Source organism: Thermostichus sp. OS-CIW-31 (genome assembly GCF_054060305.1).
In genome coordinates, this window is record NZ_JBSSDA010000001.1 from 215,014 (window position 1) to 229,183 (window position 14,170).

The 14,170-nt window shown below is 59.4% G+C and carries 13 protein-coding genes and 1 tRNA gene; 2 read left to right on the forward strand and 12 right to left on the reverse strand.

Annotated features, from left to right (window positions below; genetic code table 11):
• Positions 1-227 precede the first annotated feature (227 nt).
• The 6 genes from ACVWY9_RS01035 to groES all read right to left on the reverse strand — a co-directional run bounded on the left by ACVWY9_RS01035 (position 228) and on the right by groES (position 6,677).
• Entirely contained in the window at positions 228-1,814 is a 1,587-nt protein-coding gene (locus tag ACVWY9_RS01035) for an iron uptake porin (protein WP_457387247.1), read from the reverse strand.
• Positions 1,815-2,113: 299 nt separating this feature from the next.
• Positions 2,114-2,185: transfer RNA gene (locus ACVWY9_RS01040), tRNA-Val, on the reverse strand.
• 41 nt (positions 2,186-2,226) lie between these two features.
• Entirely contained in the window at positions 2,227-3,390 is a 1,164-nt protein-coding gene (locus ACVWY9_RS01045) for a GuaB3 family IMP dehydrogenase-related protein (protein WP_457387248.1), read from the reverse strand.
• Positions 3,391-3,505: 115 nt separating this feature from the next.
• Positions 3,506-4,300 (reverse strand): DUF429 domain-containing protein, encoded by a 795-nt coding sequence (locus tag ACVWY9_RS01050; protein WP_457387249.1) that lies wholly within the window; start codon positions 4,298-4,300, stop codon positions 3,506-3,508.
• 340 nt (positions 4,301-4,640) lie between these two features.
• Positions 4,641-6,275, reverse strand: a complete 1,635-nt coding sequence (gene groL / locus ACVWY9_RS01055; protein WP_011433224.1) for a chaperonin GroEL — start codon at positions 6,273-6,275, stop codon at positions 4,641-4,643.
• 90 nt (positions 6,276-6,365) lie between these two features.
• Positions 6,366-6,677 (reverse strand): co-chaperone GroES, encoded by a 312-nt coding sequence (gene groES, locus ACVWY9_RS01060; protein ID WP_011433225.1) that lies wholly within the window; start codon positions 6,675-6,677, stop codon positions 6,366-6,368.
• A gap of 244 nt (positions 6,678-6,921) precedes the next feature.
• Here groES and ACVWY9_RS01065 point away from each other — a divergent pair, with 244 nt between their 5' ends.
• Entirely contained in the window at positions 6,922-7,734 is an 813-nt protein-coding gene (locus ACVWY9_RS01065; RefSeq protein WP_457387302.1) for a PhzF family phenazine biosynthesis protein, read from the forward strand.
• 161 nt (positions 7,735-7,895) lie between these two features.
• On the opposite strand, the gene ACVWY9_RS01070 is transcribed toward ACVWY9_RS01065, so the two are convergent.
• Positions 7,896-8,879 carry an apocytochrome f gene (locus ACVWY9_RS01070; protein ID WP_457387250.1) on the reverse strand — a complete coding sequence of 328 codons (984 nt, stop codon included), beginning with the start codon at positions 8,877-8,879 and terminating at the stop codon, positions 7,896-7,898.
• A gap of 122 nt (positions 8,880-9,001) precedes the next feature.
• Positions 9,002-9,520 carry a cytochrome b6-f complex iron-sulfur subunit gene (locus tag ACVWY9_RS01075; protein ID WP_011433228.1) on the reverse strand — a complete coding sequence of 173 codons (519 nt, stop codon included), beginning with the start codon at positions 9,518-9,520 and terminating at the stop codon, positions 9,002-9,004.
• Between the two features lie 183 nt (positions 9,521-9,703).
• On the opposite strand from ACVWY9_RS01075, the gene ACVWY9_RS01080 reads away from it, so the two are divergent.
• Positions 9,704-10,021: a DUF3067 family protein gene (locus ACVWY9_RS01080; RefSeq protein ID WP_011433229.1), complete on the forward strand. Its 318-nt coding sequence runs from the start codon at positions 9,704-9,706 to the stop codon at positions 10,019-10,021.
• Positions 10,022-10,144: 123 nt separating this feature from the next.
• Here ACVWY9_RS01080 and ACVWY9_RS01085 read toward each other — a convergent pair whose 3' ends face one another.
• The 4 genes from ACVWY9_RS01085 to ACVWY9_RS01100 all read right to left on the reverse strand — a co-directional run bounded on the left by ACVWY9_RS01085 (position 10,145) and on the right by ACVWY9_RS01100 (position 14,126).
• Positions 10,145-11,485, reverse strand: a complete 1,341-nt coding sequence (locus ACVWY9_RS01085) for a hypothetical protein (protein ID WP_457387251.1) — start codon at positions 11,483-11,485, stop codon at positions 10,145-10,147.
• Between the two features lie 144 nt (positions 11,486-11,629).
• Positions 11,630-12,142: a hypothetical protein gene (locus tag ACVWY9_RS01090; protein WP_457385195.1), complete on the reverse strand. Its 513-nt coding sequence runs from the start codon at positions 12,140-12,142 to the stop codon at positions 11,630-11,632.
• 16 nt (positions 12,143-12,158) lie between these two features.
• Positions 12,159-12,713: a phycobiliprotein lyase gene (locus tag ACVWY9_RS01095; protein WP_457387252.1), complete on the reverse strand. Its 555-nt coding sequence runs from the start codon at positions 12,711-12,713 to the stop codon at positions 12,159-12,161.
• Between the two features lie 135 nt (positions 12,714-12,848).
• Positions 12,849-14,126, reverse strand: coding sequence for a S41 family peptidase (locus tag ACVWY9_RS01100; RefSeq protein WP_457387253.1), 1,278 nt, complete (start codon positions 14,124-14,126; stop codon positions 12,849-12,851).
• Positions 14,127-14,170: the final 44 nt, after the last annotated feature.

Consider the following 14,170-nt stretch of genomic DNA (forward strand, 5'->3'; position numbering starts at 1 on the left):
CTGTTCCCGCCATTCTCACACCTACACCGAGCCTGTGGCAAAGACCTGGGCAGATCTCACGCAGTGCGCTTTTTGTAGCCCATGGCCTCGTCTTAAGCTCAACCTCAAGCTCTTCAATGCCAGCATCCTTATCCCCACAGAGGAGTTGATTATTCTTATTCAATGAAGGGATCCACTACGGTGGATCCCTGCCTGGCAATTTGGCTGTAAGCGTGAGGAGCTAGGAACTAGAAAGTAAACACAGCTCGCAAAGCCCCCACGCCAATGGTTGGGTCGTTGTCTCCGGGTCTGCCGCCATTGGGGTTGCTCACAAAGTAGGCAGCAGGCGTTAGAGTAATGTACTCGTTGACCGGGAAGCTGTAGTAGACGTCCACAACGAAGGGGCGAGTATCCCACACTCCGTCGTTGTCTGTGGTCACGATTGGCTGCCCAAATACAATCCCGCCTTTGGCACCCTCCACGAAGAGGTCGGGGAAAACAAAGCCAAGGAGGAGACCGTTAAAGTCTTCCTCTCCCGGATCAACAGCACCAGCCGGTACCACATTGGGCAGGTTGTAATCCACATTGCCAGCCGTAAACCAGCCAGACAAGGTAATGCGAGGGCTGATCTCCCAGTTGGCTGCGAACGTAAAAGCATTCACCCGTGCAGAGACATTGACCTGCGTTCCTCTTCCTCTTACCGGTCCACGGAAGAGACTTTTACCCGTGGCCAGGAAGGTGGGGCCGTCGTTCGCCTGCTGCAGGTAGGTGGAAGCAAACTGAAGGTAAAACTCCAAGCCCTTGGTTGGCAAGAAGCCCAGCTCGACGGTGTGAGCGCTATCATCACCTGTTAAGCCACTATCGCCAAAGCCTCTCCCCAGAGCTTGACCTCTTCTGGTGCTGTAGGCGTAGGCTAAACGAAACTGGTCGCTCAAACGGTAGCGAAAACCAAATAGGGTTCCGCTGGGCACATCTGCCGTAGAGTTGGGAGCATCGGCAAAGTCCGACAGAGCATCAAAGGGCGTGCTGTACTGCAGAACGCTCGACACTCCCGTACCCGTAATGCCCGTGTAGATAGTAGCAGCGCGGTTAAAAGCAGGAAATTGATAAACCAGCTGGGCAAGAGTAAAGGTACCGCCCGCGCCTCCTTGGAAGCCAACGCCTGGGTCACCCTCAAAGAAGGTGGTTACCGCATCGCGAGCTTGGAGACGAATGCGCAGGCGATCGCGACCCACAAAAGAAGCATCGAAGTTCAAGCGTACCCGATAGGGAAGAGTCATGTTCGCCTGATTCTGCTCGGCTACCACTCTCCCTCGCACGACCCGGTCTTCTGTAAGGGCGCTGCCAAGAATTGCGGTGATCACCTGGGCGTTAAGCTTGGTGACTGGGTTAAAGATTTTCCCTTTCAGATCGTTGATCTCGGCTTCCGCCGCATCCACCCGCCCGCGCAGGGCTGCCAGCTCAGCAGCAAATTCCTCTTGCAAGCGCTGCAGCGTGGCCAAGTCTTCCTTGGAGACTTTATCGGCCAAACCGGCTGCAATCAACTCATTGATGCGATCCAAGCAGGCGTTCATACCGGCGGCAAACTCAAAGCGAGTCATAGCCCGGTTGCCGCGGAAGGTGCGGTCAGGGTAGCCGGCAATACAACCGTAGCGCTCCACCAAGGATTGCAGGGCTTGGAAGGCCCAGTCGGTGGGCTGCACATCCGAAAGCTCAGAGATGGAGGTGACCGGCCCGGTAGCTTGGGCATAAGCCACTCCAGGGGTCAGGATCGCTGCTGCACCCAGAGTGCCGGCCAGCAGCGTTTTCCAGTAGTTCGCGTGTTTCGCGGGCATGTTTCTCTCCTTGTTCTTTTCCTCACACCTTTTTGGCTGTAGGGATGTCCTCATAGAAGCGACAAACTGCCTACCTCAACAACGAGCCTGGCAATCGCGGACTCTGGGAAGACATGATACAGCCGAAGTCCACATCGTCTACCACTTTACACACTTTCTGGGCAAGACTCAATGCGAGACCCAACTGCGGTAGATGATCGAGGCTCGATATCCACTACTCTACCTCAGGGATCCGGCTCTGGCTAGCGGGTGTATCTCAAACTGAGACAGAGCTCTCAAGCTGCAAGCTCCGGTGGGGATGGGCGGTACCGGACTCGAACCAGTGACATCCTGCTTGTAAGGCAGGCGCTCTACCGCTGAGCTAACCGCCCCCGAGGGATCCCAGTCCACCGAGTTTAGCATTCCCAAAGGACTATTTCCCCATGCCCAGGCTTTGCGCCCTCTGGTACACCTTCCCCTCTGTGAGCAGGGAAGGGGCAATGCAGATCTCCACCTGCTGCATTTCTCGGAGATTGGCAGCCCCCAGGGTGGCCATGCTAGTGCGCAGAGCACCCCAGAGGTTGTGGGTGCCGTCGTCCAGGCGGGCGGGGCCGCGCAAGATTTCTTCTAGGGTGCCGGTGGATCCCACGCGGATGCGGGTGCCGCGGGGCAAGATGGGGCTGGGGGTGGCCATGCCCCAGTGAAAGCCGCGACCGGGGGCTTCATGGGCGCGGGCCAAGGGGGATCCGATCATCACTGCGTCCGCTCCACAGGCGATGGCCTTGCAAATATCGCCGCCGGTCACCAATCCGCCATCGGCAATGATGGGAACGTAGGCGCCGGTTTCCGCCAAAAACTGCTCCCGTGCAGCGGCACAGTCGGCGATGGCCGTAGCCTGTGGTACCCCCACCCCCAACACGCCGCGGGAGGTACAGGCAGCGCCAGGGCCGATCCCCACCAAGACGCCGGCAGCTCCGGCCTGCATCAGCTCCAGAGCGACATCGTAGGTAACGCAGTTGCCCACCACAACAGGAATGGGCATCGACCGGCAAAATCGGGCCAGATCCAGCAGTTCCATGCCTTCGGGAACCTTGTGGTGCACCGAAACCACCGTGGCCTGGACGAAAAACAGATCCCCCCCGGCTTCCGCCACCAGGGGGCCGTATTGGGCGGCGTGGGCGGGCACGCAGCTAGCGGCGGCAATGGCACCGGAGGCTTTAATCTGGCGGATGCGTTCTTGGATTAGCTCTGGCTTCACCGGCTCGCTGTAGAGGCGCTGCATTAGGGGCACAAACTCGTCTTTGCCCACCGACGCGATCTGAGCCAAAACCTCATCGGGATCGGCGTAGCGGGTTTGGATGCCATCCAGGTTCAACACCCCGAAAGCTCCCAGCTCCGAGAGCAAAATGGCCATTCGCACATCCACCACGCCATCCATGGCGCTGGCGATGATGGGGATTTGCCGTTGGATCCCTCCCAGAGTGAAGTGGGTGTCCACCAGGCTGGGATCCAGCGTTCGTCTGCCTGGGGCCAGCGCGATTTCATCCAGCCCGTAAGCGCGTCTTGCCTGCCGATTGCGGCCCAGTTGCACGTCCATTTTTCCCCTGTTCTGCGGATCCCTTGCTTTTATCATGCCGCCAAGGAGGGATCCAAGGCTAGCGAGAGTTTTGTTCTTCTGGTTGGGATTTCCACCTGCGATCCCGGAGCGGGTCTCAATCCGCCCCAAAGGTTCGAGGGGGCAGGGGCGTGAAAATGTGCCCTTCTTGCAGGGTGCCGAAACTGCGGCAGCGCTCGGATCCCCAACGGAACCCGTAGAGGGCGATGTAGGCACACATCAACGCATCCACCTGATCTTCGTAGTTTTTGAGTCGACGGCCCTTGAGGGATCCCACCTCCACTTGAAGCAGCTCCTCGTGGCCCTGGAGAGCCGGGTCAGCGGCAGCCAGAGAGCGCAGATGATGCTGGTAAAGTTGCCAAGCTTGTTGCCGTTCTGGCCAGGTGCGTCGGGGGCGAGCCTTGTATTTCAGGGTGCGGCTGAGGCCAAAGAGGCTGACCAAGGCGCTGTGGGGGAAGACCTCGGTCACTTGGCGGGTAAGCTTTCCTCGCTCGATGTTGGCCTGCTCCCCAAAACCATAGCGCGAGAGAGCCTGCACCAAGGCTTCCCCTCTCACCTGGCCGTTTTTTTCTAGAAGCCGGCGGTTGGCTGGGTGGGCCCCGGCTGCATAGGCGCGAAACACCCGGTTCAGTTCGGCCTCGGCCCGCCGTTGTCCTGTGAGGTTGGGAACCCGCAAGGGCGCATCCACCGCCACCAAGCAGGGATCTTCGCCCGCCTGAGCTTGAATATAGTCCAGGATCTCCTCATCCGTCTGGAGAATGCGGCTATCGACCAGATAGCCTGTCAAGTTCTGCCTGCCGGGATCCCCGAGCTGGACTCGCAGCGTGGCCAGACCGGAAGGGTTGCGGGTTGACCAGGCCAGATCCAGGCCAATGCAGATCAACTGAGCCACACCGCCTTCCCCTTCTCTTCAAGTTGGACAGAATCAGAGTCGTTATCAAAAAACCAGTTTGAGGCAGTTCCCGATTGCATGGCTCTAGCGCCCTCACCCCCAGACCCTCTCCCTCTGAGAAAAGGGGTTAGGGATCAGCATCACAAACAGTTTCGCTGCTGTCTCACGGTCGTTGGGAATGATCCCGCCGGATTGCCTGCGTCTTGATGAAAATCCACAAGAAAAGGGATCCCACCAGGGGATCCCGAAAGATTCATCCAAGATGCCTGGCCAGGAAGCGAAGTGCCCATGGGCTCTTCGGTGAGCCTCAGGGATCCACCTCGCTGTGGCGGTCAACGGATTAGTAGTCGTAGTCACTCATGCCGCTGCCGCTGCTTGCCGGTGTGTTGGTCTTGGGCTCCGGCTTGTCCACCACGATCGCTTCAGTGGTCAGCACCATCCCCGCAATGGAAGCAGCGTTTTGCAGGGCAGAACGGGTAACCTTGGCCGGGTCTACAATGCCCGCCTCGAACATATCCACGAAGGCGTCGTTCTGAGCATCGTAGCCGGTGTTGAAGGGCTTATCTTTCACCCGCTCCAGCACAATGGAGCCGTTTTGGCCGGCGTTCTCAGCAATGCGGCGCAGCGGAGCACCCAGAGCGCGGGCGACCAGGTTGGCCCCCACCAGTTCATCGCCGGACAGGTTGGCTTGCGCCCACTCAGTCACCACCGGGATCAGGTGTGCCAAGGTGGTGCCGCCGCCGGGAACGATCCCTTCTTCTACCGCCGCTTTGGTGGCGTTGATGGCATCTTCCAGGCGCAACTTGCGGTCTTTCATCTCGGTTTCGGTGGCCGCGCCCACTTTGATCACTGCCACACCGCCGGAGAGCTTGGCCAGGCGCTCTTGCAGTTTTTCTTTGTCGTAGGTGGAGTCGGTTTCCTCAATTTGACGGCGAATTTGCTCGCAACGAGCTTTCACGGCCGCTTCGTTGCCTTCCGCCACGATGGTGGTATTGTCTTTGGTTACCGTGACGCGACGGGCAGTGCCGAAGGAATCGAGGCGAGCGTTCTCCAGCTTCAGGCCGCGCTCTTCGCTGATCACCTCACCACCGGTCAGGATGGCAATGTCTTCCAACATAGCCTTGCGGCGATCCCCGAAGCCAGGGGCTTTTACCGCTACCACGCTCAGCACACCCCGCAGCTTGTTCACCACCAGGGTAGCCAGCGCTTCTTTCTCGATGTCTTCGGCGATGATCAGCAGGGGACGACCGGCGCGAGCCACCTGCTCCAGAACCGGTACCAGGTCTTGCACCAGGGTGATCTTCTTATCAGTGATGAGGATGTAGGGGTTTTCCAGAACCGCTTCCATCCGCTCGGTATCGGTGACGAAGTAAGGGGAGATGTAGCCCTTGTCGAAGCGCATCCCTTCCGTCACTTCCAGCTCGGTGGTCATGGACTTGCCTTCTTCCAGGGAGATCACCCCTTCGCGGCCCACCTTGTCCATGGCCTCGGCAATCATACGGCCCACTTCTTCATCGTTACCGGCGGAAATGGCCGCCACCTGGGCAATGGCTTTGGAATCTTCGACCGGGCGGGCATGTTCGGCGATTTTGTCTACCAAAAACTTCACCGCCTTGTCGATCCCTCGCTTCAGGGCAATCGGGTTGGCGCCGGCAGCCACGTTTTTCAGACCTTCCTTCACCATGGCGTGGGCCAAGACCGTGGCCGTGGTGGTGCCATCTCCAGCCGTGTCATTGGTCTTGGAAGCCGCCTGCCGGATCAAGGAAACGCCTGTGTTCTCAATGTGATCTTCCAGCTCGATTTCTTTGGCAATGGTTACCCCATCGTTGATGATTTGGGGGGCGCCAAACTTCTTCTCCAGCACGACGTTGCGCCCTTTGGGGCCCAGGGTAACGGCTACGGCTTCTGCCAAGATATCCATGCCGTGCTCTAGAGCGCGACGGGCTTCTTCACTGAAGATGATTGATTTGGCCATAGTCAACCTCTCCGATGCAAATGCAGGTAAGGGTGAAACAGAGTCTCAAGGATTCAATCGTTCGTTGAACTGCTGCTGAATCACTGACCATTACTGAACAATGGCGAGAATGTCCCGCTCGGCCAACAGCACATATTCATCGCTGCCCAGCTTGACTTCGGTTCCGGCATACTTGGAGTAGAGCACTTTGTCGCCGGCTTTCAGTTCCATCGGGATCAGCTTGCCCTCGTCGTTGCGCTTGCCAGGGCCAACAGCAACCACTTCCCCCACCTGGGGCTTTTCCTTGGCAGTGTCCGGCAAGAAGATCCCACCTGCGGTTTTCTCGTCCTGCTGAGCGATTTTGACCAGCACGCGGTCGCCCAGCGGCTTCAGGGTAGAGACGTTAAGAGCTACTGCAGCCATGACGAATGTCCTCCGTGATCCTAAAGCACGAAGCTGAAGTTTTCATTTCCATTAGTTCCACTTCCCCGAAGGGAAGCGACTTAGCACTCTCGACTTACGAGTGCTAGTTTATCAGCCAACTTTCTGGCCTGACAATAGCCTCTGTCGGTGGGATCCCGCTTTTGGCAGGTGCGGTCGGGGTGCGGATCCCCCTACTTTTGGTGCCGGTGTGGGATCATGACCTGAGTTGGGCTTGGTTGAGAAGGTGTGGATCCCGTTGTTTCAGGTGGATGCGTTTACGGCAGTGCCTTTCGGCGGCAATCCGGCAGCGGTGTGTCTGCTGCCCCAGGAGTTGCCAGAGGCGCTGATGCAAGCCATTGCGGCGGAGAACAATGTATCGGAGACGGCTTTTTTACTTCCCCAGGGATCCCAGGGCGAGGTTCCCCACTATGGGCTGCGCTGGTTTACGCCGACGACGGAGGTGGATCTCTGTGGCCACGCCACCTTGGCCAGCGCCTATGTGCTGTTCACCGAGGTGCATCCTGAGGCGGAGAGGGTAGCCTTTTCCACCCGCAGTGGCCTGTTGCAGGTGCGGCGGCAAGGGGATCGCCTGGCCATGGATTTTCCTGCTCAAACTCCGGAACCTTGGCCAGAAGCCAAGGAGCAGGTGGCAGCGGCTTTGGGGATCCCACCTGTGGAGCTGTACCGCGGGGGTATGGGGGTGGCGGTGCTGGCTTCGGCGGGACAGGTGCAGCAGGTGCAACCGGATCTGGCCCAGGTTCAAGCACTCCCCGTTCCGGGGTTGATCGTCACAGCCTCTGGGGCGGCTCTGGGGAATGGGCCGGATTTTGTCTGCCGCGTTTTTGCCCCTCGGCTGGGGATCCCGGAGGATCCGGTGACGGGATCCGCCCAGTGTCTTTTGATGCCCTATTGGGCCAAACGCCTGGGTCGCTCTGAGTTACAGGCCCACCAGCTATCCAGCCGCGGCGGGGAGCTCTGGTGTCGCGATCTCGGCTCTCGCGTGGAGATTGCTGGGCAAGCGGTGCTGGTGATCAGAGGAGAGCTGAGGCTGCCTTAGAACCGTTGTCGACTAGGGTGCTAGCGGCAGGGAACAAGGCCTCCGGCCCGCTAGGGCGAGCAGTTGAAATAGATGGTAATAAAAACCACGACTGCTATCAGCCCTACAGAACAAAAAACACCTCGGATACCTCCGAGGTGCAGGCTAGGAAAGAGCTTGAGCTAGCCGAGGATTTCGGCGGCTTGAATGAGCTCCACCTGCTTTTTCTTCAGCACCAACAGCACCTGGGTAATGGTAATGGCTGCCAGGAAGGCCACCAGCCATTTCACCCGCTCCGGGCTTTGCAGCACCAGATCCCGCTCCACCTGGCCAAAGCCGCCCACATTGGGATTGTTGGTGACGGGATCCCCTTCTTTGACGCTGTCTCCAACAGCAACCACCAGTTCCGGCCCAGGCGGCACCACCAGGTTTTGGATCCCGCTTTCGGTCTCGAAGCTGAGAACTCTCGTGCCCGGCAGCTCGTATTCCGGGGGCACCAGGCTGGCCAATTCAGCCGGTAGATCGCTGATATCGGAGTCGAGGGTGGCAATGTTGACCAGACGCCCGGTGGCCGGAGCGCGGAAGACGTTGTTGTTGCTGAGGCTGCCGTCGGGGTTGAGCTGACCGCGACCCCGGTTGGCCCCAATGTAAACGCGATACTTCATGAAGGCCACCGAGGGATCCTCTTTCGGGTCAGGGGCCACCACTGGAAAGACGATTTCTTGATGCTGCTCGCCCGGCAAAGGCCCGACCAGGAGGATGTTGGGCTTCGCGTCACTGTAGGGGGTGATGTAGGTCTCGGCAGTTTCTTGCCGTTGTTCCTCGGTCATCTCGGCTTCGGTGGCTAAACGGAAGCCCTCCGGCAAGACCACCACCGCGCCCACATTCAACCCACCCTTGCTGCCGTCTGCCAGCACCTGCTGCTTGCTCAGGTCATAAGGGATCCCAACTTTGATGGTGAACACCTGGCCGGGGGTGACGGCCTGGGGCACCTCGGCGCGAGTGGGCATGGCGTTCAGGTGGCAGTTGGCACAGACAATTTTTCCAGTCGCCTCGCGGGGGTTGTCGTAGGCCATCTGGGCGTAATAGGGGTAGGCTGCCGCCGGACGTGCCCCCATCCCCAGCAACAGCAGCAGCCCACAGAAGGCCAAGCAGATTCGCTTCATAACTCTCAGCTCAGAATGAATTTCCATCACAGGTTTAGGACACAGTCTTGAAACAGCCATCTCGACAATTTGCCCCAAATCGTTCGGCAAAAGCCGGCACAGCCAGCGGGATCCCTTGCCCTTTAGGTTTCCCGGAAATCGGGGCCTTGCCAAGGGCTGAAGCGGACGTTGTCGCCATCCACAGTGGCGCTCACCAGCTCCAGCGAGCGGGGAGCCGGTCCCCGGATCACCTTGCCATTGGCCGCATACTGGGATCCGTGGCAAGGGCACTTAAACAAGTTTTCCCCCACATTCCAGGGCACCACGCAACCGAGGTGGGTACAAACCGCGTTGAGGCCATAGTTGGCCACCGCCCCGTTGTCGATCACGATGTAGGTGGGATCCCCTTTCAAACCTTGGGCCAGCACCCGGTCCGTGGCAGCATGGGTGGCCAACAGTTCACTGACGCTGATGGGCTTGCCGAGGGCGTCCTGAGCGATGAGGCCTTCCCCCCCTCCACCGGCAGAGGGCGGGATAAAGTACTTCACCACCGGGTAGAGGGCGCCCACCACCACGACTCCCACAGAGCCGCTGAGCAGGGCATTGAGAAGAACCCGCCGGCTCATGGGGGGCGCTTCAAAGTTGCTAACCGCTTCCGTCATAATGGCAAATGCAGACCTGAGAAGTTTTAACGTTCGTTGACAAGCGACATCATCCTAACCGACCCCTCTGGCCAATATCGTTAAGAAATGTAACACTGTAAGAGGCCGTGGCCTTCCTTCCCAAGGTGAGCGGCCCACCCAGCGCGATTGGAGCCAGATCCAAGCCAGCCTCAGACAAGTCTGATGAAGGGATCCGACTTTCAAGCTTTGTTGCGCGAGAAGTGGGGCTATTCCTACGACGTGCAGCTGCGGCGTATCCAGCAGAAGGTGGTGTTGCTGGTGATGTGGCGCTATCTGGAGCAGCCCTCCTTTCCCTTGAGCGAGGCGGAGTATCTGGCCCACTTGGAGAACGTGCTGGCCCATTTGCAGGCTTGGGGGGTGTGGGAAGCGGTGCGTCGGGAAATCGAAGCCACCCGTCAGAGACCCCGTATGGGCAAGGCGGTGGCCATTCCTCTGGATTTGCAGAAGGTGGGGGAGCGGGTCTCGGAGTGGTTGCTGTGAGTTCTCCGGGGGAGAAAAAAGTCCAAGCAAACCCAAGCGCCGGATTCTCCGGCTGGGCAAGAAACTCGAATGGGTCTCAGCTCAAACGGCAGACCGGGAGTTTGCCCAACGGCCATGCCCTTTCTAGAGCGGACGCTGCTGGCGCACTTGTTCGGTTTCGGGGCGATCCTGCTGAGCTTTGGATTCCAAAAGCTGGCGGAACACCGGATCGTCCAGACGGTAGTCCCGCTGCTCGATCAAATCCCGGTCGGTTGAGTAAATGGTGTCCGACTCTGGCACAACTTCTTGACGGCGGAAGCGGCGGGCAAAGTTGAGTTTGCGCAGCAGCGCCTCTGTGGGATGTTGCAGATGCTCTCGCCAAAGCTGCCGGACACGATTGCGACGCTCCACTCCCTGGTTACGGATTTGCAAGGCTAGCCAGCGAACGGCGGGCACCGCCAAAAACAGCGTGCCGTAGAGGAAGAGGAAGCCGATCAACGGGTAGATGAAGGCCAAAAAAGCATTGCTGCCGGCTGCCGCTGCCACCTCCTCCCGTGCCCCATAGAGAATGGCGGCCAGAAAGAAATTGAGAACTCCCAAGCCTCCTGCCAGGGTCAGTTGACCAGGCGTGGCCCGGCTGAACACCCAAGGTTTCTCCTGCAACACTTCGGGGATCCCCTTGGGCTTGCGCTCTGAGGCGGCCACCTGCAGTTCCGGAAAGCGGTAGACAATGTCCCCGTCCTCGCTGACCTCCGGCTGACCGTCGAACTTGAGCAAAATGGGCAGCATGTAATCTTCGTATTCCAAGGCCGGGGATCCCGGCTCCACATCCAGATAGGGCAACACCTGTTCCGCTGCGATCACCCCCCCATTGGCACGAATCAGTTGGCCAATGAGGGCATAGCGCTCCTCCTCCAGGTTGGCATTGGGATCCCCGTCCCCAAAGAGGAAGCTGTACACCGCTTCCAGGAAGTTCAGCTCGGATTTTTGCGGCTGGCGGGGGCGCGTCCGACCGGAGTAGCTGCCATAGTAGGGATAGGGATCCCAGAAGGGGTTGCCGATCCAAAGATTGGGGAAGTAGTAAAACCCTATCCCCCGCGACCGGCTGCGATTGTCCTGCTCGCGGCTGCTGGCCATCTGCAAGGCAATCAACGCTAGGACAATCAAGACAATCGACACCACCAGCAGAATGCCGAAGGAGATGCGCAGCCCATAGAGGAAGCCCCCCCACAGTTTGCGCCGCAGGGCTGCTAGCCGATCCTGCTGCTCCTTGCGCTTGAGAATGCTGCGAAAATCCGGCGGGAAAACATAGGTAATCTCCCCCTGCCGGGAAACCTGGAGATGCCCCTCCGCCTTTTGGGCCAAATTCAGCAGCTCTTGTTTGGCCTCGTGTAGAGCCAAGCCCGTGCCGGATGCAATATCTCCCAGCGTGACCCGCAGGCCCAACTGCTCCACTGCATCCATCACCAATGTTTGTGTAGCCACTTTAAACCTCCGCTTTCCGCCCCCATTGTCGAGGAGCCTTTGGGATCCCTGGACGCAGATCCGCTCCCCTGAGCTAGACCTATCGTTTCCTCTACTCCCAGTATCTCCCCACTAACCCAGCAGCGGCGAGGGTTATACCCCCCTCTAGGGCAGCCAAGCCATCACGGCCAGCAGGGTCGAGAGGATCCCGATCAACACCCAGATGAGGGGCTTAGTGTCCAACGGGGGATCCGCTGCCCGGCGGCTGAGGGGATCCCCAGATCTTGGGGAAGGGCCTTTGCGTTGGGAGCGCCCATAGGCCAAGCGGTACTCTGGGGGATCAGCTTCCTCCAGCCGGCTGAGATCGGGAATTTCGCTCAACCACTCCGCTGGACGCCGCAGACGAGGGGCTTGCCAGATACCCAAGACATAGCGAGCCTGCTGGGCGACTTCTGGATCTGGGTTGCGCAGCAAGGTTTGGGCCAACAGGATGGCCTCCTGCGTTTCGCCAAGGGCTTCTTGGGCCAGGGCCTGCCAGAGCCGTAGCTTACCCGACTGCGGATAGCGGCTTTGGGCCTGCTTAACCTCCTCTAGCGCCTGCCGGTATTGTCCTCGCTCGAACCTCAACTGGATCAGAGCCAAGTGCTGAGACAATCTCAAGTCTTCGGGAAGCGTCATGCTCAGGATCCGCAGGCTAGGTCAGCTTCTGTTCTACCCCAAACCCCACCAGCAACAGCTCCTGCAAAGGCTGACCCTGAGGGGGACGTTGGTAGGTAAGGATCTGCCGCAGGCGCAGGCGCGGATTCAGTAGAGTGATGGTATCTACAGCAACCACACGAGTGTAGGTGGTGGTCATCACCAGTTGCAGGGATCCGGGATCAAACCGGAAAGTCGCCACCATCGGGCGATCTTCCTCGTAGGCCCGATCCCGCAGGTAGTCTCCCTGCAGCCCCAGGGGGGTTTCCTGCCGAGGGACAAACAGCATGTTCAGCTCTTGCCCGGCCTCCTCCCCCGTTTCGGAAACGGTCTCAAAAGCCAAGTGAAAGCCCAAAAAACCATCCACGTTGTGGTTGGGGTAGTTGTTGTCGGCGAGCACCTTGTGCTTGAGCTCAGGGGTGAGAGTGCGAATGGTGAACTCGGTGCGGGAGCGCTCCACCTCGCCACGGTCTAGGTAATGGTAGGTGCGCTCTGTGCGCCAAGCCCCAATGCAGCAGTTGAAAAAGTGGTGAAATTGCTGGATGGCGTTCATGCGGGCGGGAGCGGACAGAGTCAGAGATCAGCGCTGGACGGGAAACCCTGCTTTCGATCCTAAAACGAATCGAAAACAACCAGGAATCCAAATCCTGAATGCCAACGATTGAGTTCTACCGTGGGATCCCCTTCCTCACGGGCTTTTGGCCACCGGGATCCCTTGGGTCTGCCCCAACAACTCCAAGGCTCGCTGGAGCTGGATGTCCTCCGGCCCGGCCAAGGTTTCCGCCGTCAGAGGAACGGATCCCTCCGCCACCACCACATCGGGCTGGATCCCCTGGCGATGAATGTCGTGGCCGCTGGGGGTGAGGTACTTGGCCGTGGTCACCGCCAGCCCCGATCCATCCGCCAGCTCCAGCAGGGATTGAATCAGACCCTTGCCAAAGGTGCGCGTTCCTACCAGTTGGGCTCGCCCACTATCCTGAAGTGCCCCGGCCAACACTTCACTGGCACTGGCGCTGCCCTGATTTACCAAGACCACCAGCGGCGCCTCTGTGAGCACCTCGCCGGTGGCGGGAATGCTGTCTTGAATGCCGTGGCGATCCGTCACCAGCACAATGTCACCCTTGGGGATCCAGAAGCGGGCGATCTCAATGGCCGCCTGCAAGAGTCCCCCCGGATTGTTGCGCAAATCGAGAATGTAGCCCCGCACCCCTTGAGCTTCTGCGGCCCGAATGGCTTGGCGGACTTGAGCGGCAGCATTGCCGTTGAACTGGCTGAGGCGAATGTAGGCCACCGATCCCTGAGGCAGCTCAAAAAAACGGGTGCGCACGGGGTTGATGGTGATCGATTGGCGTACCAGCTCCACCTCCCAAATGCGATCCTGCCGCCTCAGCTTCAAAGTAACCGGCGTGCCGCTGCGCCCCCGCATCCGCTCGGCCACTTCGTCCAGGCTCAGCCCCGCCACCGGCACCCGATCCACCGCCAAAATCTCATCCTGGGGTTGGATCCCGGCCTGCTCGGCAGGAGTGCCTTCCATGGGGGCAATCACCCGCACCGCCCCCTGCTCATCGATGGCAATCTGCAAGCCGACACCACTCAGCTCGCCGGCTGTAGAGGTCTGCAGGCTGAGGTAGTGCTCTCTGTCCAGAAAGCGGGTAAAGGGATCCCCCAGAGTGGCCAACATCTCCTCAATGGCCTGATAGGTCTGCTTGCGCTCCTTTAAGGGCCGGGAGAGAAACCGTTGCCGCACCTGCCACCAGTTTTGCCCGTTAAACCCCGGATCCACATAGGCCCGATCCACATAGGCCCAAGCCTGCGCCAGCAGTTGCTGCTCTTCTCCCCAGCGGCTGGCCTGCCCTGGACAGGCGCCAATGCCCAAACTCGCCCAGAGCAAACACCCAAGCAAGACAAGGCGGATCCCCCACCCTCTCCAGCGGATCCCTGTGTATCTCGGCTTCTGCACAACCATCGATCCCAAAAAACATTAAGAAACATGAACAAAACGCAATATCG